The sequence below is a fragment of the Secundilactobacillus mixtipabuli genome (genome assembly GCF_002217925.1).
Lineage (GTDB): Bacteria > Bacillota > Bacilli > Lactobacillales > Lactobacillaceae > Secundilactobacillus > Secundilactobacillus mixtipabuli.
Genome location: NZ_BCMF01000003.1, coordinates 36,779 through 56,413, shown reverse-complemented (window position 1 = coordinate 56,413; position 19,635 = coordinate 36,779). Strand labels below are relative to the sequence as shown.

The 19,635-nt window shown below is 44.7% G+C and carries 17 protein-coding genes and 1 riboswitch; of the genes, 4 read left to right on the top strand and 13 right to left on the bottom strand.

The window, feature by feature from the left end; translation table 11 throughout:
• Positions 1-151: 151 nt before the first annotated feature.
• On the top strand, positions 152-466 hold the full coding sequence (locus IWT5_RS03005; RefSeq protein ID WP_159459269.1) for a winged helix-turn-helix transcriptional regulator: 315 nt from the start codon (positions 152-154) through the stop codon (positions 464-466).
• Between the two features lie 50 nt (positions 467-516).
• Positions 517-1,206 (top strand): GTP pyrophosphokinase, encoded by a 690-nt coding sequence (locus IWT5_RS03000; RefSeq protein ID WP_089108471.1) that lies wholly within the window; start codon positions 517-519, stop codon positions 1,204-1,206.
• Positions 1,207-1,307: 101 nt separating this feature from the next.
• Here the strand turns inward: IWT5_RS03000 and ribH are convergent, their stop codons facing one another.
• The 7 genes from ribH to IWT5_RS02965 all read right to left on the bottom strand — a co-directional run bounded on the left by ribH (position 1,308) and on the right by IWT5_RS02965 (position 9,086).
• Entirely contained in the window at positions 1,308-1,769 is a 462-nt protein-coding gene (gene ribH / locus IWT5_RS02995) for a 6,7-dimethyl-8-ribityllumazine synthase (protein ID WP_089108470.1), read from the bottom strand.
• A gap of 1 nt (position 1,770) precedes the next feature.
• The gene (gene ribA, locus IWT5_RS02990; RefSeq protein ID WP_089108469.1) at positions 1,771-2,979 is read right to left on the bottom strand and encodes a GTP cyclohydrolase II; all 1,209 of its coding nucleotides are present in this window, start codon (positions 2,977-2,979) and stop codon (positions 1,771-1,773) included.
• Positions 2,976-3,578 carry a riboflavin synthase gene (locus tag IWT5_RS02985; RefSeq protein ID WP_089108468.1) on the bottom strand — a complete coding sequence of 201 codons (603 nt, stop codon included), beginning with the start codon at positions 3,576-3,578 and terminating at the stop codon, positions 2,976-2,978. Before IWT5_RS02985 ends, ribA begins: the two co-directional genes overlap by 4 nt.
• Before the next feature lie 2 nt (positions 3,579-3,580).
• Positions 3,581-4,624: a bifunctional diaminohydroxyphosphoribosylaminopyrimidine deaminase/5-amino-6-(5-phosphoribosylamino)uracil reductase RibD gene (ribD, locus tag IWT5_RS02980; protein WP_089108467.1), complete on the bottom strand. Its 1,044-nt coding sequence runs from the start codon at positions 4,622-4,624 to the stop codon at positions 3,581-3,583.
• 124 nt (positions 4,625-4,748) lie between these two features.
• Positions 4,749-4,905, bottom strand: a riboswitch (FMN riboswitch).
• A gap of 71 nt (positions 4,906-4,976) precedes the next feature.
• Positions 4,977-6,782 carry a heavy metal translocating P-type ATPase gene (locus IWT5_RS02975; RefSeq protein WP_089108466.1) on the bottom strand — a complete coding sequence of 602 codons (1,806 nt, stop codon included), beginning with the start codon at positions 6,780-6,782 and terminating at the stop codon, positions 4,977-4,979.
• A gap of 281 nt (positions 6,783-7,063) precedes the next feature.
• The gene (locus IWT5_RS02970; RefSeq protein ID WP_089108465.1) at positions 7,064-7,501 is read right to left on the bottom strand and encodes a universal stress protein; all 438 of its coding nucleotides are present in this window, start codon (positions 7,499-7,501) and stop codon (positions 7,064-7,066) included.
• A 13-nt stretch (positions 7,502-7,514) separates the two neighbouring features.
• Positions 7,515-9,086 (bottom strand): Nramp family divalent metal transporter, encoded by a 1,572-nt coding sequence (locus IWT5_RS02965; protein ID WP_089108464.1) that lies wholly within the window; start codon positions 9,084-9,086, stop codon positions 7,515-7,517.
• 343 nt (positions 9,087-9,429) lie between these two features.
• Here IWT5_RS02965 and IWT5_RS02960 point away from each other — a divergent pair, with 343 nt between their 5' ends.
• Positions 9,430-12,171: an HAD-IC family P-type ATPase gene (locus IWT5_RS02960; RefSeq protein ID WP_089108463.1), complete on the top strand. Its 2,742-nt coding sequence runs from the start codon at positions 9,430-9,432 to the stop codon at positions 12,169-12,171.
• A gap of 142 nt (positions 12,172-12,313) precedes the next feature.
• On the opposite strand, the gene IWT5_RS02955 is transcribed toward IWT5_RS02960, so the two are convergent.
• Positions 12,314-12,544 (bottom strand): hypothetical protein, encoded by a 231-nt coding sequence (locus IWT5_RS02955; RefSeq protein WP_089108462.1) that lies wholly within the window; start codon positions 12,542-12,544, stop codon positions 12,314-12,316.
• A 105-nt stretch (positions 12,545-12,649) separates the two neighbouring features.
• The gene (locus tag IWT5_RS02950) at positions 12,650-13,501 is read right to left on the bottom strand and encodes a YitT family protein (protein ID WP_089108461.1); all 852 of its coding nucleotides are present in this window, start codon (positions 13,499-13,501) and stop codon (positions 12,650-12,652) included.
• Positions 13,502-13,697: 196 nt separating this feature from the next.
• Between IWT5_RS02950 and IWT5_RS02945 the strand changes: the two genes are divergently transcribed.
• On the top strand, positions 13,698-15,104 hold the full coding sequence (locus IWT5_RS02945; protein ID WP_089108460.1) for a C69 family dipeptidase: 1,407 nt from the start codon (positions 13,698-13,700) through the stop codon (positions 15,102-15,104).
• An 81-nt stretch (positions 15,105-15,185) separates the two neighbouring features.
• Here IWT5_RS02945 and IWT5_RS02940 read toward each other — a convergent pair whose 3' ends face one another.
• The 4 genes from IWT5_RS02940 to IWT5_RS02925 form a co-directional block, all read right to left on the bottom strand.
• A complete protein-coding gene (locus tag IWT5_RS02940; protein ID WP_089108459.1) occupies positions 15,186-16,502 on the bottom strand; it encodes a Na+/H+ antiporter NhaC family protein in 1,317 nt (438 codons plus the stop codon).
• A 290-nt stretch (positions 16,503-16,792) separates the two neighbouring features.
• The gene (locus tag IWT5_RS02935) at positions 16,793-18,721 is read right to left on the bottom strand and encodes a copper-translocating P-type ATPase (protein WP_089108458.1); all 1,929 of its coding nucleotides are present in this window, start codon (positions 18,719-18,721) and stop codon (positions 16,793-16,795) included.
• 35 nt (positions 18,722-18,756) lie between these two features.
• The gene (locus IWT5_RS02930; RefSeq protein WP_089108457.1) at positions 18,757-19,128 is read right to left on the bottom strand and encodes a cupredoxin domain-containing protein; all 372 of its coding nucleotides are present in this window, start codon (positions 19,126-19,128) and stop codon (positions 18,757-18,759) included.
• A 166-nt stretch (positions 19,129-19,294) separates the two neighbouring features.
• A complete protein-coding gene (locus tag IWT5_RS02925; RefSeq protein ID WP_089108456.1) occupies positions 19,295-19,630 on the bottom strand; it encodes an ArsR/SmtB family transcription factor in 336 nt (111 codons plus the stop codon).
• Positions 19,631-19,635: the final 5 nt, after the last annotated feature.

Genomic DNA, 19,635 nt, shown 5'->3' with positions numbered 1-19,635 from the left:
CTTAATTCCCATTAAGTCAAGCCCAGTACTTTACTTTTAGCACTTTCATATTTCTACTATAATATAGGTGAAGTGTAAATGCTGGTCTCCACTGTACAAACCCACTAGAATGGAGATTAAATTCAAAATAGGCGTGGTGAAAAGATTGTCTATGCAAGATTTAAATATTGGCACTAAAGCAGGATTAGCTGTCATTTCAGACAAATGGTACGCGCTGATTTTACTCAACTTAACGGATTCGCAACGGGACTTTATGCAGTTACGCCGCGCTGTTCGTGGCATTTCAACGTTTAACTTGCTGATCAAACTTAACGAACTCGTTGATTTGAAGTTAGTTGTTTCAGCCGTTGATTACCAGTACCAGCTCAGTCTGGACGGACAGTACCTGCAGCAAATGCTGCTAAATCTCAGTGCCTGGGGAGATCGGCAGCTGACCCGTACGCTGCCAGTAAAACCCCATTCATAATAACCATCATGTTAAACAAGTCAAATAGTCTTATCAAAGGAAGTCCGACCATGATTCTACAACGTGATAACTTACCTAATATTAATCAAATCTCTGAGGAAATGAGCCGCGTATTAGGTGATTACGATGCAACTGAACTACGTCAATTTTTTGTTTACTATCAGCAGTGTCAAGCTGGGGCCAAGGAGTTTGGCACTAAGTTGGAAAATCTCGACACTGAGTTTGAAATGCTCGATAACCACAACCCCATTCATCACATCGAAACCCGCATGAAATCGCCTCGAAGTCTTATCCGTAAATTAGCTAGGAAGGGATATGACTTCTCGTTTGACGCCATTAAGAACAACATCTTTGACATTGCGGGTATCCGTGTCATTACTAATTACCTTGAAGACATTAACACCGTTGAAAAAGCGTTAACTAATCAGTCAGACGTCACCTTACTAAAACGCAAGGATTACATCTCCCATCCCAAGCCTAGTGGTTATCGCAGTTTACACCTGGTTGTCTCCGTTCCCGTTTTCCGGGCCGAGGGGCCAGTTGCAACCCCCGTGGAAATTCAACTGCGAACCGTTGGTATGGATCTGTGGGCCAGCTTGGAACATAAGTTACGCTATAAAACTGATGTTGATCAAGCCAAAGTCGCAAAATATGGTGATGAGCTCAAGGGTTACGCTGTTGAACTGAACCAAATTGAAACTCATATGCAGGCCATTTTTGATCATTTACAAACAGAATAAGACTTAGCTTCTACAAAATGTTTCACGTGAAACTTTTTCTTAAATGATAAGTGGTTAACAAGCGCTGCTCCGCAAAAACATGGGAGCAGCGCTTGTTGACGTTAAATTTGCTTCTCTAAATTAATCATTTCAATTAACCCGTCAGCACAATCAGCGCCCTTATTACCGCCCTTACCACCAGCTCGATTAATGGCCTGATCCAGATTATCGGTGGTTAACACGCCAAACATCACTGGTACGGGGCCATTCAACGAAACCTGTGCTAACCCGCTGGCCGTTTCCGCACAAACATAGTCATAGTGGGATGTTTCACCACGGATCACCGCACCCAGGGCAATAATACCGTCTACTTTGCCACTGTCCGCTAATTTTCTAGCGATTCGTGGTAATTCCAGAGCACCAGAGACTTTAGCAATCGTTATCGCTTCATCGTTAATCCCATACTTTTTTAATTGTAGGATCGCCCCCTGCTGTAATCTATCCGTCACCAGCTCATTGAACTGTGCCACCACGATGCCAACTTTAAATCCGCTGGCGATTCTTGAATGATCGAGTATGACCATTTTAATTTACCTCCCTTAATAGGTGTTGAAACTTGTTTTTCTTCGTTTTTAGGTAAGCTTCATTTTCTTGTGTCAAGCCAACCTCAAGCGGAACTCGATGGTTGATCTTGATGCCGTATTGTTCTAACTGCTGAATTTTATCTGGGCTATTCGTCATGAGATTAACGGTCGTGACGCCCTCTTGCCTTAAGATTGCAGCAGCTAAGCCATAGTTGCGCTCATCCGCTGGTAAGCCTAAGTGAAGGTTGGCTTCAACCGTATCTAAGCCTCGTTCTTGCAGTTCATACGCCTTTAGTTTGTTGGCCAGGCCAATGCCGCGGCCTTCTTGACGTAAGTACAATACGGCTCCGCGGCCTGCCTGTTCGATTCGCTTTAATGACTCCGCTAATTGCGCGCCGCAATCACAGCGTTTTGATCCAAAAACATCACCAGTGAGGCATTCAGAGTGAAGTCTGACCAAAACCGGTGCTTGACCACGAATGTCCCCTTTAGTAATCAGTAAGGTTGGTTCACCATCCGCACTCGTTTTCAATGCCTTTAATTTAAACGTGCCATAAATCGTCGGCAAATCAACGTTAGCAATGGTTTCAATCGTCTTGATCTGACGATACTGCTGCAACTCCGGAATAGTGATCAACGGGGTTTGAGTTCCCTCCGCATAGGCCTTAAGATCCTTACGCCGGGCCATCGTGCCATCCTTCTTAAGGATCTCACAGATATAAGCTACCGGCTGGACACCCGCCAGCTTGGCTAAATCTACCGCCGCTTCCGTGTGTCCATCGCGCTCTAACACACCATTTTCACGGGCAATCAACGGGAAAATATGCCCTGGATGATAGAAATCGTCAAAACCACTATCACTTTTAGCTAAAGCTGCAATCGTGTCTGAACGATCAAACGCTGATATGCCGGTTGTGGTCGTCCGTACATCCGTGCTAACAGTAAACGCCGTACCGTACGCATCCGTGGCGTCTGTCACCATCGGTTTTAATTTTAAGCGGTTTGCGACAGTCTCACTCATCGGTACACACAAAAGTCCCCGAGCCTTTGTGACCATGGTATTCACGTTTTCAGGCGTCACGTATTCAGCCAATCCAACCATGTCACCTTCTGCTTCTCGGTCAAGTGAGTCTGCCACAATAATCAATTTCCCCTGTTTAAGGGTTTCAACTGCTGCTTCGATTTTTTGAATTAAGTCTTGGTTTGTCATTGGACTGCTTCCTTTCGCTGTGCGCCCACAATGTACTTGCCTAAAAAATCCGTTTCAATATTGACTAAATCACCAACTCGTCGGTCTCCCAACGTGGTTTGAGCTTGCGTATAGGGAATGAGACCCACTGAAAACTGCCGTGGCGAACTTTCAGTCACCGTTAAACTGACACCATCGATAGCAACTGAACCTTTTTTGACAATGTAATCATCGTATTCTGGTGCGATTTCAAAAGTTAATCGGGTCGCGTTTTGATCCGTACTTTGCTGAATTAACTTTGCCGTCGTATCGACGTGGCCTAAAACGAAATGACCATCTAAGCGTTCGGTAGCCTTTAGCGCAGGTTCTAAATTAACCCGGTCAGCTTGCTTAAGCTGACCGAGATTCGTCAACCGGGTGGTCTCTGGCATCACTTCAACGGAGAGCTGGTCTGGTGCTACATCCGTTACCGTTAAACAAATACCGTTGATCGCCAAACTATCGCCCAGTTGCGGCTTTAATTGACTGATTAGCGGTGCCTTAATGGTTAATTTTGCCGTATCTGCCAGTCTTTCGATTGAAACAACGTGGCCGATACCTTTAATAATGCCTGTAAACATGCCTACACCCTCCTTGTCTGAATCCGAACGTCAGAACCCAGCAGCGAGATCGTTGGTTTTTCAAAGTGGGTTTGGGCGGTTAATGATTGGCCAATTGCTGCTGGTAACCCGGTTCCACCCAACATCTTAGGCGCAACGTAAATCACCACATCATCAACCAAGTTGGCCGCAATAAAGTCAGCTTGAAGGTGGCTGCCCCCTTCTACCAACAGCGATTGAATCCCCTTGTTAGCCAAGAACTGAACAATCCCTCTTGGTGTCCAGTGCGGATCCGTAAAGACCTGCACGTTGACCGGCAGTTCTCTCGTCGAGGGCGTCTCGCTGAAGACCCACGTCGGTGCGGCTTGATCCAGCAAATGACGATGCCGCTCTATCTCATCGACGTGGTGAACTAACACTGCTCGAATGGGCGGAAAGACCATTTCTGAGGTCCTAACCGTTAACCGCGGATCATCCACTGAGAGGGTATGCTCACCTACCAAAATAGCTTGCTGACGGCTTCTTAACTGCTGTACGTCTTGCTGTGCGGCGGTTGCTGTTAACATGGTTCGCTCGTTTTTGGGACCGTTTGTTTTACCGTCCAACGACATGGCGTACTTAAGCGTCACTAACGGCCGCTGATACTGATAAAAAAAGTTATAGGCCACATTTAATCCCAGTGAATCATTCAGCACCTTAACCTGAATCCCGTGGTCTTGCAGGATTCTGACTCCCTTACCACTGACGATTGGGTTTGGATCCAGCTGGCCGATCACCACTCTGGCAATCCCAACTTCGGCTAACCGTTTGGCACAGGGCGGCGTCTTACCGTAATGACTGCATGGCTCAAGGGTGACGTACATAGTGGCACCCTTGGCCTGACTAATTTCGTCTAGTTGTGAAAGCGCATCAATTTCCGCGTGCCGATGACCATACTGGTGATGGTAACCAACCGCTAACGTTTGGTGCTGATTAACAATGACCGCGCCAACTTGAGGATTGCTCCAAGTATCGGTGCCCTTTCTAGCAGCATCCGCTGCCAGTTGCATGAATTTTGAATCGATCAAACCTTATTCACCTCACGAAAAAAGGCCTCGCATTAATATGCGGGGCCTACTTTATTGATAAGCTAAACAAGATTTCATACGGTAATGGTACACAAAAAAGTGTACACCAATGGTACGAAATAGTTCTTTTCTTCTCCCATCCAGACTTTAACTGTCGGTCCCAGACTCTCACTGGGTCAACCACGAATAACGTGGGTCACGGACTTCAGCCATGTAGCGATTGCTTGTTCAATCTAACTGTCACCATCGGTCGGGAATTACACCCTGCCCCGAAGAAATCTATTCAGTTTTCAGGTGTAATCGTACAATGAATGATTTTAAAATGCAAGCAACATTACTGGACTTAGTAAAGCTATTCTTTAATGGCAATGCTGCGTGCCCGCAGTGCCCATAGGATCGCCACGGTATCGACAACTTCCTGTAGCATTGCCCCGAAGATTGCCGGAATAACACCAAAACTGGCAATCAGCATCAGTACCGTACAGATAATGATCCCCACCATGACCGACTGACGGGCAACATGCATCGTCGCGCGAGAAATTCTCACGGCAATCACGGTGCGGCGCAAATCATCCTTTAAAATAACGGCGTCCGCAGACTCACTGGCAGTGGTCGCACCACTGGCGCCCATAGCGATTCCTACATCCGCAGTTACCAGTGATGGCGCATCATTTACCCCGTCACCGACCATGGCAACCGGCCGACCATTTTCCGGTACCTGTTTCAGCACTTCAATTTTTTGACCAGGCAGGCATTCAGCGTGTACTTGGTCAATACCAACCGCTTTGGCAATTTTGGTTGCAATCAATTGACGATCACCAGAAATCATCATCAGCTGCTTGATACCAAGGTCATGTAACTCCGTCATTGTCGTCACTGCTTCGGGACGTAATTCATCCGTGAAGGTCACACAACCTAAATAGTGATCATCAGCGGACATGTACACAGCGGTATCCTCAACTTTTTGAATCGACCCGTCAGGCATCGCAAAATCCGCTTTACCGACCCGAATCAGCTGACCGGAAATATTAGCTTGAACACCACCACCAGTGGTTTCTTTAACATCACTTACCGTTGGCAATTGATCGGGTGCTGCCTGCATTAATGACCGTGCCAAAATATGGTTTGACTGCTGTTCAGTTGCCGCAGCCAGCATTAGTAACTGTTTTTGGTCCACGTTGGGCTGGGTAATAATCTCATTGACTTTTAAATGCCCTTTCGTGATCGTACCCGTTTTATCAAAGGCCATCGTTTTGATTTTAGCCAGTCGTTCAAGGGTCGTCCCCGTTTTAACGATGATCCCGCTTTGACTTGCCCGACTCATTCCCGCAACCAGCGCAATTGGTGCCGCTAGAATTAACGGACAGGGCGAGGCCACTACGAGTACTTCAGCAAACCGAACTGGGTCGCCCGAAACGAACCAAGCAGTCCCTGCAATCAGATAAGCTAAAATGGTGAACGGCAGTGCATAGCGATCAGCCATCCGAACAAAATGAGCCGGTTGTGCTTCCGCCTGTTTAACTAACCGGACAATATTTTGAAACTGACTGTCCGTTGCTTTTTGATCGGCTACCATTTGAATTGAGGCGTCACCATTGACTGACCCTGACATCACTGTGTCACCTGTTGCTTTATCGATTGGCCGAGACTCACCCGTTAGTGATGACTCATCTAAAGTAGTACTGCCGTCAACAACCGTCCCATCAACAGGGATCACTTCACCCGGCTTAACCAGCAAACGATCACCAATTTCAACTTGGTCTGCTGAAACGGATTTGATTGTGCCATCAATCATTAAATGAGCTTGCTGGGGCGATTTATCCAAGAGCGACTGAAGGTCTGCATTGGCTTTATGGGCAGCGTAATCTTCTAACGCATCACCACCCGTTAGCATCAGCAACACGATCAATGCCGCCCAGTACTCACCAATCGCCAAGGTCGCAATCACCGCGGTAATGGCCAGCAGATCCACGCCAAACTTACCAGACCGCAGTGTTTTAACCATATCAATAAACATCAGCAGTGCAATTAAGGAACCGAGAACAGTCACTAATAGTTGCGCCCAAGTCGCTTGATGAAGACCGAAGGCTAAAACCAAAGACACTGTACCAACACCAACCACTGCCCATAATCGCCGATAATTAGAAAGCTTATGCATGCTGCCACCTCCCAATGTTTGTTTTACCTTTATTATACATTAACTGGCGTTTGCTCAGTTGGTAATTAAGCAAAAAGTGATATTAATTAGAAGAAAAGTCTCATTTTCATCACAAATCAACGGCGACTATGTCATAAGTCTATATTAGCCAGCATTGATTGTTACCTTTTTTTGTTCTAGACGCAAATAATGCCTATTCCGCACAATGACGGAATAGACATTATTTACATCAGCTCGAGAATCTGCTGAGTCGTGTCACAGCTTTTACAAGCAGCGCAATTTTAACGAATAACTAAAACTGAGATGGGTGCATATTTAGCCATATAGGCAGCTTGTGACCCAAAGCGGCGTTTAAACCCTTTTTTAGCAATTGAACCAATAATGAGCACATCTGGATTGGCGTGTGGAATGACATCTTTGACGATCACTTCGCCTGGTTTCCCCTCTGAAACCAGTGCATTAACCTTTTCGACACCGGCGTCCATGGCTCGCTTAACGTACGTTTTGATATGTGCGTCAAGTTTGCTGCGTTCCCCATGGATATAATCTTTATCCAACGCTTCATAGACGCTGAGCTCGTGGCTTTCAAGAATGGATACAATGGTCAATTCCGCGTGTCGTCGTTTAGCCATATCGATGGCGTACTGAAAGGCTAACAGCGCATCTTCAGAGTCATCAACACCAACTAGAATATGTTTAAATTCAGTTTTTGTAGTCATCACAAACCTCCGATTAATCTACTACACCAAGCTTAGCTTTAAGCCGCTTGTTACCTTGGTGCAGATCGTAAATCATCCAAACCAGCAAAGCAACAACACATGCGACCAGGAAGTAGGCAATATCGTCAGCCATTGCAAAATCGGCAGCAGAGGCATTGGCAGGTAAGAAACCTTCGATGTTATCTGGCAGACCTTTCATGTTCAAGACGGTTAAAGCAATAACTGAGAACCAGCCAAGAACTTTGATCACTAAAGTGTTCTTGAAACGTTCACCCATTTCCATCTTACTGTCCGTCATCATTAACAACGGCAGCATTGAGAATGGTAAGGCAAAGGCCAGAAAGACTTGTGAGTTGTTCATTAGCGTGTTGAGCGCTTCGTGTTGTTGAATAGGGGTTTCACCGCTAGTCATACCAACACAGATCAGAACAGGAATAACTGAGATCAAACGGGTAACTAACCGACGTGCCCATAGAGGCATCTTCATGTGAATGAAACCTTCCATGATCACTTGACCAGTTAAAGTCCCGGTGATAGTTGAGTTTTGACCTGAAGCAAGCAGTGCAACGGCAAACAGCACTGACAGTGCCCCAGACTTAGCAACACTGATCAATATAGGATTGCTTAACATTGAAGAATTAGATAAAGCTTCGAACAAACCGAAGAACGAAGGATCTTTAACAGCACCAGTCTTAAAGACGGCAACACCCATAACCAGCAGCAAAGAGTTAACAACGAATGCCAGTGATAATTGAATGTTTGAATCCCAAGTCGTAAAACGAACGGTACGTGCCACATCGTCTTCATCGGCGTGATCAATCTTACGCGTTTGTGAAATAGCAGAGTGCAAATACAAGTTATGCGGCATAACGGTGGCACCAATGATCCCTAAGGCACCAGTCAATGGTGTACTGCCACCGGCTTTAATTGAACTTGAGAACGTATCCTTAGTAGGAATTAAGCCGCCAAAAACGCCGGCCCAGTTAGGATTTGACAAAGCAACTTCGTATGCGAATACAAGTAAAATAACCAGAATCAAGCAAACAACGATTGCTTCAATCTTACGGAACCCAATCTTGGTTAATAATAGCAATATCAAAACATCAAATACGGTAATGAAAACAGCGTATACAAGTGGAATATGGAATAAAAGATACAGCGCAATAGCGGCACCGATAACTTCCGCAATATCAGTCGCCATAATCGCAAATTCAGTTAGGAGCCAAAGAACGATCCCCAAAGACTTGCTTGTACGTGCCCGAATGGCTTGTGCTAAATCCATCTGTGTCACGATGCCAAGTTTAGCTGCCATGTATTGTAGTAACATCGCAATCAAACTTGACATCAAGATAACAGACATCAGTAAGTACTGGAAGTTTTGACCACCGGTGATCGATGTTGACCAGTTACCTGGATCCATGTAACCAACTGCGACTAGTGCGCCAGGTCCTGAGTACATAAATAATGTTTTCCAAAAGCCTTTCCCCTTTGGAACATCGATTGAACCATTGATCTCTTCCAACGATTTCCCGTTGGCATATTCGATCAAATGGTGTTTGCGTGGTGTTTTTTGATCCTTCAAAATTAATTGCCACCCTTCTTAGATTTGTTAAGCGTGTTCATTGTACAATTTATTTTGGATTTGTAAAACACTTTTTAGGCACTCCTTAACATTTTCTACTACTTATGTGCACGCTTTCATACATGAGTTAAAGCGTTTTAGCCATCCCTAAAATAATTTAAAACTTTTTTTTCAATCTAGATAATTAGTCCGATTTTAAGGTGTTTAAGCTTGTATTTTCCATTCTTAATCTTTAATCTAATAGGTAACAACAACGAAAGAAGGGATTACAATTGAGGGCTCTATTTATCAGTTTGGCATTACCAGACCGTTAATTACCAATTGATCACGAAAGGAAGACTATTTTATGGCAACTCAATCAGATAATAATCAGACGACAACCACGGCAACCGACGAAAAACAAGACGCCGGACCTAACCAGCAACAAATTTGGCGCCAATCAACTTCTGAACTAGAACAGAAATGGCAGACCAACTGTGAAGACGGACTCAGTACAGTGGAAGCTAAAAAACGCTTTGCAGAACATGGCCCCAACGAGTTGGAAGCTAAGAAAGAATCAAATTTGTTGCGGTTTATCAAACAATTTAACAATAGTATCATCTATATTTTATTAGCGGCGGCCATTATTACCTTTACGCTGCACCGCTATTCAGATTCAATCGTTATCGGCCTGGTCATCATAGCCAACGCTTTTATTGGTTATTTCCAGGAAATTTCAGCCGACAACGCGTTAGCGAAAATCAAAGACTTACTCGTCTCAGAGAGTTTTGTGATTCGTGATGGTCAAAAAATCACTCTGCCTTCCCGAGAATTGGTACCTGGTGACATTGTCCGGCTTGAAGCCGGTGATTCAGTTCCAGCTGATTTACGGTTAGTTGAAGCTGATAATTTAAATATTCAAGAATCGGTCTTAACTGGTGAAACCGACTCAGTGGAAAAAATTGAGGAAGCAATCGACGCCACAGATCTCCCACTAGCTGAACGACAAAATCAGGCTTTTGCCTCTACTGCGGTGACCAGCGGTTCCGGTTTAGGGGTCGTTATTGCCACCGGTGCTAGCACAGAAATCGGCAAGATTCAGCAAGATGTCGCAGAAGTAAAGGCCAAGTCAACCCCGCTGATGCAAAACTTAAACCGTTTAGGCTTTGGCCTGTCAGTCGCCATTGTGATTGCCGCAATCTTACTTTTTCTCTTGGGCGCGGTCATTCACGTTTACAGTTTGCCAACCCTTCTAATCGCCGTTATTACAATGGTTGTGGGCTCAATGCCCGAAGGCCTGCCAGCCAGTACATCGGTTGTGCTAGCAATGGGAACCCGGCAGCTGACCAAACAAAACGCCATCGTTAAAACATTACCTGCTGTTGAAACGCTTGGTGCCGTCGATATCGTTAATACCGATAAAACGGGTACTTTAACTAAAAATGAAATGACGGTCACCGATATTTTAACGCCAGAACATCAATACCAAGTTTCCGGAGTTGGCTATGATTCAGAGGGTCAGATTGAAAATACCGCGGGTAAAACCGTTGATTGGCAGCACAATGAGCATTTGAACTGGTTAGTTCAAATTGCTGGCCAAACTTCAGACGCGGTCTTTAATGAGGAAGACGGTCAGTGGGTTTTGACTGGAGAACCAACGGATGGTGCATTAACTGCACTATTTCATAAGCTCAACCATGCGGATCCAGTGGTTAATGAAATTGATTCACTGCCATTCGATTCGGCGTTTCGTTATTCTGCTCGCTTGGTCGACCATAACGGTAAACGGGTCCTGATGGTTAAAGGTGCGCCGCAGACGTTAGCCAAGCTGATTCAGAAACATGGTGGTGAAGTCAACGCTGGCGTCATGGCTGAACAGATGAGTCAACTTACACGTCAAGGCAAACGGGTAGTTGCACTGGGTTATCAGGTTATTTCCCAGGAAATAAGTGAGATTGACCCTGATATGATCGGTCAAGGCTTAGCCTTAGTTGGCCTAGTCGGTATCATTGACCCGCCACGTCCCGAAGTTGCTGACGCTATTAAGAAACTTCGTTACGCAGGGATTCAAGTTAAAATGATTACCGGTGATGATCCAGAAACTGCTGCAGCCATAGCCAAACAACTAAATTTGGCTGATTCACCAAGAGCCATCACGGGTCCTGAATTAAACCAGCTCTTAGATGATGAATTAGCCGATGTGATTGATAATTACACCGTATTTGCCAGAACAACTCCTGCTGATAAGCTCCGTATCGTTCGGGCTCAGCAAGCCATCGGCCATGTCGTCTCGATGACTGGAGATGGTGTCAACGATGCCCCCGCACTGAAGCAGGCAGACATTGGTGTTGCTATGGGCATTAAAGGGACTGACGTTGCCAAAGGTGCTGCTGATATGGTACTGGCAGATGATGATTTCACCACGATCTTAGCTGCTGTTAAGGAAGGCCGTCACGTTTTTGATAACATTCGTAAAACCATTCGGTTCCTACTTCCAACCAGTTTTGCTGAAGGCTTAATCGTCGTTTTAAGTATTGCCTTGGACCAGTCACTACCCCTGTACCCAACACAGCTTTTGTGGATCAACATGGTGTCGGCACTGACGATTCAATTTGCCTTCATCTTTGAGCCTGTCGAGTCAGGGATCATGTTCCGCGGTCCTCGGGATGTCAAAGCCGGTATTTTATCAAAAATGGATGTCGTCGAGGTCGTCTACGTTTCATTGTTGATTGCCGGCTTGGGCATCTTCGCCTACGATCTGCTGGTGGGTAACGGCATTACAGCTTTGATGGGTAGCACCATGACACTGAATATCGTCATCTTTGGTAAAATTTTCTACCTATTCAATCTGCGAAATAACCATCCGATCGTTTCAAAATATTTCTTCCAAAATAAAATGGCCTTTTACATCATTGGCCTTTTGATTCTCCTACAGTTGGCAATCATCTACCTGCCATTCATGCAAGGTGTCTTCCACACGACTGCCATTAACTTCCAGTACGGTTGGGGTATTCCAATGATCATGGGCTTTATCGTACTTGTTATCACTGAGATGGTAAAGCTATTCCGGCTTCACTGGGATCACCTTCATAAGAACCGTATCCGTTAATAGTGCAACAAAATAGCAGGCGTATCGGTTGATTCCGATATGTCTGCTATTTTGATTTCCCGGGACATAATCCCACTCTTTAGCTGCTAATCTGAAATATTTCCACATATTATCAACAAACATATGACGATGTTTCAACTTATCAACGTAATTCTATTTTAAATTTTTCTGGCCCATCGATTGATGTGACCTTAACTGTTTGACCATTTTCTATGGGCTGATCACACCAGAAATTGGCATGCTTATGCTCATTGAACCGGAAGAGATAACGCTGTCCTTTAGCTGTCTTCACAGCTTCAACAACTGCCTCACTACCATCAGATAGATTGACCATTTCGGCATTTTTCGTTGGATGCATGTAAATAGTTGTCATTATTTCCACCTCCAACTTATATGCTAACATATTTTAGGAGTGCCTAAAACTAATTGACAATAAAAAGCGTTGTCTTTTCAACAACGCTTCCGAAAATATTTTTACTTACAGCTCTGGCAAATGAAAACCGCGAACGCTTCGAACTTGATCCGTCACCACTAAAGCCTCCGGATCCACTGACATAATAATGGGCATGACTGCGGTCCAATCACGATTACTGCAAATATAAAACAGCGCGTCCATCTCTTGTTGACTATAAAAGCCGGTAGCCTTCAGCATTGTGACCCCTTGGCCTAAATTAGTCGATAGCGCTTTGCCAATGGCTTGATTATGCTTTGAAAACACCAGTACGGAACGTTTAGCCCCTAATGCATCCAAATACTTATTCAAAACAACGGCGGAAATATAAAGTTCAAGTACCGTTAATAGCATATTTTGAAAGCCGATCACCATCCCGGATGGAATGGCGACGATCAAATCAAAAAACAGCATTGCTGAACCATTTCGAATCCCTAAATAACGGTTCACAATTTTGGCTAGAATCGTACTCCCGGCAATCGTCCCCTGAGCACGAAAGATCAGGCCCATAGAAATTCCCATCAGCACACCGCCAGCAATTGCCGCAATCACCGTCTGGCTGGTATGATACGGCAAGAACACCGGAACCCGTAGAAAAAGACTGATCCAGAGTACCGCCCACAGAGAATAGAAAACCGTCTCCCGTTTTAAAAATTTGAAGCCAACTAAAATTAAAATGCCGTTCAAGACAAAATTAGTCAACGCTGGTGGGATCCTGAACGTATAGTATCCTAGTGCGGTTAAACCCGTCACGCCACCCTCACCGATTCGATTGGGAATCAAAAAATAGTTGATTGCTAGCGCATAGATTAGGGCACCAGCAATAATTTCCAGGCCGTTTTTTACGATTGATTTCAATTTAAAGCGCTCCTTGTACATCTTTATCATATACTCTACGCTATAACAATAATTGAAAGCAACCTCAATTAAAATAACTCTACGTTGCTTTGTCAAACAACCTGTTGTTCACAATAAATGTTCCACGTGAAACACTCACTGCTACTGCCATTAATCAAAGCCGCTGGCAACGAACGTGATACAATGGAAAAGTAATCAAATTAAAGGGAGTGTTTGCATGACTAAACGAATCAAGGGCTCTTGTACCACAATGTTAGTGGGTAAAAAGGCCTCAATCGACGGTTCCACGATAATTGCAAGAAATGAGGACGGCGCCGGTCCACTGAACCCACAAAAATTTGTCGTGGTTAACCCGGAAGACCAACCTCGCCATTACAAATCAGTTTTAAGCTCAATTGCTATCGACTTACCCGATGATCCACTGCGTTACACCTCAACACCAGAAGCAACTGACGGTCACGGTACTTGGGCTGCTGCTGGTATCAACAGTGCTAACGTTGCGATGACTGCTACTGAAACCATTACCTCTAATTCCCGTATCCTTGGTGTGGATCCACTCGTTAAGAACGGTATTGGTGAAGAAGACATCACCACTTTAACCCTGCCTTATAGTCACTCGGCCCGCGAAGGCGTTGAGCGATTAGGTAGCCTATTGGAAAAGTATGGCACTTATGAAATGAACGCCATGGCCTTCTCCGATAAAGATGAAGTTTGGTACTTTGAATCAATCGGCGGCCATCACTGGGCAGCCGTTCGTATCCCTGATGACGCCTATGTGATCGCACCTAACCGTTTAAACATCGATCAATTTAACTTTAATTCAGATAATACGCTGTGCTCAAAAGACCTTTCTCATCTAATTAGCAGATACCACATGAATCCTGATAAGGATCAGGTTAATCTGCGGCACATCTTTGGTAGCGCAACGATCAAGGATACCCGTTACAACAACCCACGAGCTTGGTATGGTCAAAAGTACTTCAATCCAGAATTTGATACGACACCAATTGATCAGGACCTCCCCTTCATTTGCCGAACTGATAAGAAAATCACCATTGAAGACATGAAGTTTGTTTTGAGTTCTCATTACCAAAACACACCATATGATCCTTATGGCACTGGTACTGAAGCGGAAAAGAAGCAGTTCCGTCCAATCGGTATTAACCGGAATCAAGAATTGCACATTCTCCAAATTCGCAATGACGTCCCAGCCGAAATTGCCGGGATTCATTGGTTAGCATTCGGTCCTAACACCTTCAATTCAGTGGTGCCTTTCTACGCTAACGTGACGGACACACCAACGGCTTATAAGAATACCACTGGCGACTGCGACCCGACCAATATGTACTGGTTGCCAAACGTTTTAGCGTTAATCGGCGACAACAACTTTGCCTTATATGAGGACCAGGAAAACTTATTTGAAGGACACACTGTTGCACAGTGCCGAAACCTTCAAATTAAAGCTGATCAAAAGGCCGTCAGCCAATCTGACTTACCGGCTTACCTTGAAAAGGTTAACCGTCAAATGGCTGATATTGCCCAGAAGAACTCTAACATCTTACTTGGACAGATGTTAGCTTTGGGTGAACCGCAAATGAAATTGAAGTTCCAGTTGAACGACTAATTTTAAATTAATATCAAAATAGCCTGATTTTCTAATCAATAATGATTAGGAAATCAGGCTATTTTCGTTTTTTTTTAAATTCTATATTCTGACACGTTCGTCTTTCGGTGAAAAGCGGGTCATCAAGAAAACGATTGAAACAACGCCTAAGACCATGCAGTACCAGCTATACGGCACAATTGAGGCTGCTGAAACCTGAGCAATCGCTCCTGCCATTAACAATTGACCGCCATATGGAATTAAGCCTTGTCCAACACAGGAGAAAACGTCCAAAATACTGGCTGTATACGACTTTGAAATGTGGTAGGTATCCGATAGATCTTTTGATATCGGGCCGGCAATCATAATTGAAACGGTATTGTTGGTGGTAATTAGATCCAACAATAAAATCAGAAAACTGATTGCAAATTTCCCACCCAATGCACCATTGGCATGCTTCGTTATCTTATTTAAAAGCCACTGAATGCCACCCATATGGGTCATCAACGCAGCTAAGCCACCGACAACAATTGAAATGAGTGAAATGTCTGACATTGACAGCATCCCTTTATGAATGGCATCTAGAGCGCCAATAAAATCAAAGCTGCCAGAACTGATGCCAATCACGGTTGCTGTGATAATCCCCATTAAAAGAACAATGAGGACGTTGATGTTCATAAACGATAACGCGATAACAACGATATACGGCAGAATATTCAGCCAGTGAATTGTCCCTAAACCGCCAACATCCGCATGACCAACGTGAACCGTCATTAAGAGCGCAATGGTCATCAACACCGCTGGCACAACCATGATCGCGTTGGTTTTGAATTTATCAAAAATGGTCACCCCCTGCGTTTTAGCCGACACGATTGCCGATCCAGAGATGAGCGATAGATCATCGCCGAACATGGCGCCACTAACAACTACGCCAGCCATTAGCGGCATGCTGATATGAGCCATCTGTGCAATACTGGCCGCAATTGGCATTAAAGCCGCTACCGTTCCCATAGAAGTTCCCATTGCAAAACTAAGAATGCAGCCAAGGATAAACACACCAGGAACTAAGAAAGACTTAGGTAAGTAGGTTAAACCAATATCAGTAATCGTCTCCACCGCGTGCATGGATTTAGTCACGTAATAAAAGGCACCTGCTAACAAAAAAATGATGATCATCAGGATCATGGTCTCTTGACCAGCACCCTTAAAAAACACACTTAGTTTTTCGTTAAAAGTTTCCTGATGGTGGTCACCCTTCAGTAAAAAGGCCACGATACTAGCCAGCATCATGGCGACCAGCAGTGGCATGTTATCAAAACTGCCGGTCAGGATACCTGAACTAATGTAGAGAACAAGGAAAAAGATAAGCGGCAGTAAACCGACAAAATTTCCTTTTGGTGATGGTTCATTTGATTTCACGATCGATTCCTGCTTTCAAAAAGTTTACTTAAACTATTATACCGGTCGGCTTTTTGAGAAAAATGGGAGAATCCTGAGAGTTGTCACATTGTCTTGAATCGTAAAAGCGAGGCTGTGACATAAGTCTATATCGACAAGGATTTAATCTAATTTCTCGACTCACACACAGCCTAGAATTTACTTTAGTTCTATTGCCTTAACCTGTTCCACAACTCAGATTCCGGCCATATAACCGCAAATAACGCCATCCCGATAAAACCCATCGAAATGACGTTATTCATTAAATTCAATTAAACAGCTTCATTAACGTGACTGGTGATTTTCGCCCGATTCAGTAACACGGAGCTTGTCACCACTGACAGAGAACTAAAGGCCATGGCAAGACCCGCTAATTCTGGGCTTAACGTTAGCCCAATACCATAGAAGATTCCCGCGGCCACTGGAATTCCCAAAACGTTATAAACAAACGCCCAGAATAAGTTAAGTTTAATTCTTTTAAAGGTTTTCTGGCTGATGGCCAGTGCCCGATCAACATCACGTAAGTCATTTTTAACTAATACAATACCACCAGATTCAATGGCGATATCCGTACCAGACCCCATAGCAATACCGACATCCGCAACGGTCAGCGCCGGGGCGTCATTAATACCATCACCCACAAAGGCAACCTTCCCCGTCTTTTGAAGTTCAGCAACATGATCCGCTTTATCAGCTGGCAACACATCCGCAATCACAGCATCAATACCGACCTGCTCCGCGATTGCCACTGCCACCCGTTTGTTATCACCCGTCAGCATGACCGTTTTCAGCCCGCGGGCTTTGAGTGCCGCGATGGCTTCTTTGGAAGTTGGCTTGGGTGCATCTTGAATAGCAATTAAACCAATCACTTGATGACCTCGACCAACGAAAACAACCGTTTTAGCCGCCAACTGCAAGTTAACTGCACGCTTCTTTAACGCTTCATCGATTGAATAGTCTACCAGTAATTTATCATTACCCACGAATGCTAGCTGACCATCCACGTTAGCTTGAACACCCTGCCCTTCAATAGCCTGAAAGTCGGCTACGGGAGCGGGAACGATCCCTTTCGCTTTAGCTTGAGCTAATATCGCAGAAGCCAACGGATGTTCAGAATTAGCTTCAAGACTAGCAGCTAGTGATAAGACTTGCGCCTGATTTCCGACGATATCGGTCACTTCAGGCTTCCCCATCGTAATGGTACCCGTTTTATCAAAAACCACCGTCGTCACGTCATTCACAGCCTCGAGGACTTCCCCATTTTTGATGAGAATTCCCATCTTAGCTGAACGGCCAGTTCCCACCATTAAGGCAGTCGGTGTTGCTAACCCGAGTGCACATGGGCAGGCAATCACGACAACTGAAACAGCGAAAATCAAGGCACTAGCAACACTCGTTCCGAGGAAAACGTACCAGACCAAGAAAGTGAGGACTGATAGGATTAAAACAATCGGCACAAAGATATTGGAAACCTGATCCGTTAACTTTTGAATGGGTGCGTGACTGTTTTGAGCCTTTTTAACCAACGCCACAATTTGTGACAGCATCGTCTCATCGCCAACTTTTTCGGCTTTGAACATAAACGTGCCGTTACTATTGAGCGTCGAGCCAATCACATGGTCGCCGGCGTGTTTTTCAACGGGCATACTTTCACCCGTCACCATTGACTCGTCCACCGCTGAACTGCCTTTGGTAATCACACCGTCCACTGCAATTTTTTCGCCGGGTTTGACCCGAATCAAATCGCCCACTGCAACCTCACTCAACGGTACCTTAACCAGTTCGCCATTTCTCAAAACTTCGGCTTCTTTCGCCTGCAAATTAACCAGCTTTTCAACGGCGTTAGAAGCATTATGACGCATCCGCTCTTCGAAAACCTGTCCCAATAAAACAAAGGTGGTCACAAAAGCGGCGCTCTCAAAGAAAACCGCTTGATGAGTAATCATGGCATAAACACTGTAAAAATACGCTGTCGCCGTTCCGATTGCCACTAACGTATCCATATTGGAATGATGCTTTTTAAAGGAAGCCCAGGCGCTTTGCCAAAACGGACCAGCTGAAACGGCCATGATCAGCGTCGTCAGCACTAACATTGTCCATTCACCGCCAGGCAGCATCCAACCAAACGGATGTAAAATCATTTCTGCTAGCATGGGCAATGACAGGATCAATGAAATCCAAAACCGACTCATAATTGACATGCTTACTCACCCCTTTCTAAATTGCTTCGTTAAACTTACTTAATAATCAGCTTGCCGTGGAACATGTCCATCCCGCAAGCCCAATGAAACTCACCAGGTTTAGTTGTATCAATCTGAATCGCCTGTTTTTCGCCCTTAGGCAACTCTCGGTTAATGCCAAAATCAGGAAAGACTACCCGATCTAGGCAGCTTGATGGGTCGCGACGGGTAAAGTTCATGACGGCTGGTACCCCACGCTTCAAAACGACGCTTTCAGGTGAGTAACCGCCGTTAACATCAATATCAATTTGCTGGATGTCGTCAGTGACATTCGCCGTTTCCGTTGCCACTGCATGTTTACCAAAAAACCACCAAGCAATAAAGCTGATCAGCGCTAAGCCAATGAGTAAAACAATTATTTTGAGCATTTTTACAGCCTCCAGACGGATTCACTTTTTTCGTTTACATTTGTAAACCTGACTATATCTTAAATGCTTCGTTTACAATTGTCAACAAAAAACTAGAGCCATCTGCAAATCGCAAATGACCCTAGTTTTAAAGGGTTAAACCCTTTTTCAAATTCAATTGTTAAGGCTAGTGCTCAGAAACATGGGCCTTGACTTGATCAACAATCGTCATGATATGTCTGTCGGACAGCTCATAATGAATGTTTTTGCCATTCCGTGTTCCCTTAACCAAATTTTGCTGCTTCAGTAAGCTCAATTGATGTGATACCGTCGATTGATTCAAGTCTAAAACTTCAGTTAACTCGGTCACGCTGAGGGTTGATTCAGCCAGAGCTAAAATAATGCGCACGCGCGTCACATCACCCAGAGTTTTGAATAGTCCGACCACGTTCTCTAACTCTGATGATACGATCAAATGGTTTTTGAGCTGTTCAACAATTTCTAAATGTTTGGGATCTTCCATTAGTT

Excerpts from the sequence above, each read along its gene's own strand:
- IWT5_RS03005 (WP_159459269.1), top strand. The coding sequence starts at position 152 with ATGCAAGATTTAAATATTGGCACTAAAGCAGGATTAGCTGTCATTTCA.
- IWT5_RS03000 (WP_089108471.1), top strand. The coding sequence starts at position 517 with ATGATTCTACAACGTGATAACTTACCTAATATTAATCAAATCTCTGAG.
- ribH (WP_089108470.1), bottom strand. The coding sequence starts at position 1,769 with ATGGTCATACTCGATCATTCAAGAATCGCCAGCGGATTTAAAGTTGGC.
- ribA (WP_089108469.1), bottom strand. The coding sequence starts at position 2,979 with ATGACAAACCAAGACTTAATTCAAAAAATCGAAGCAGCAGTTGAAACC.
- IWT5_RS02985 (WP_089108468.1), bottom strand. The coding sequence starts at position 3,578 with ATGTTTACAGGCATTATTAAAGGTATCGGCCACGTTGTTTCAATCGAA.
- IWT5_RS02975 (WP_089108466.1), bottom strand. The coding sequence starts at position 6,782 with ATGCATAAGCTTTCTAATTATCGGCGATTATGGGCAGTGGTTGGTGTT.
- IWT5_RS02970 (WP_089108465.1), bottom strand. The coding sequence starts at position 7,501 with ATGACTACAAAAACTGAATTTAAACATATTCTAGTTGGTGTTGATGAC.
- IWT5_RS02960 (WP_089108463.1), top strand. The coding sequence starts at position 9,430 with ATGGCAACTCAATCAGATAATAATCAGACGACAACCACGGCAACCGAC.
- IWT5_RS02955 (WP_089108462.1), bottom strand. The coding sequence starts at position 12,544 with ATGACAACTATTTACATGCATCCAACGAAAAATGCCGAAATGGTCAAT.
- IWT5_RS02950 (WP_089108461.1), bottom strand. The coding sequence starts at position 13,501 with ATGTACAAGGAGCGCTTTAAATTGAAATCAATCGTAAAAAACGGCCTG.
- IWT5_RS02945 (WP_089108460.1), top strand. The coding sequence starts at position 13,698 with ATGACTAAACGAATCAAGGGCTCTTGTACCACAATGTTAGTGGGTAAA.
- IWT5_RS02935 (WP_089108458.1), bottom strand. The coding sequence starts at position 18,721 with ATGTCAATTATGAGTCGGTTTTGGATTTCATTGATCCTGTCATTGCCC.
- IWT5_RS02930 (WP_089108457.1), bottom strand. The coding sequence starts at position 19,128 with ATGCTCAAAATAATTGTTTTACTCATTGGCTTAGCGCTGATCAGCTTT.
- IWT5_RS02925 (WP_089108456.1), bottom strand. The coding sequence starts at position 19,630 with ATGGAAGATCCCAAACATTTAGAAATTGTTGAACAGCTCAAAAACCAT.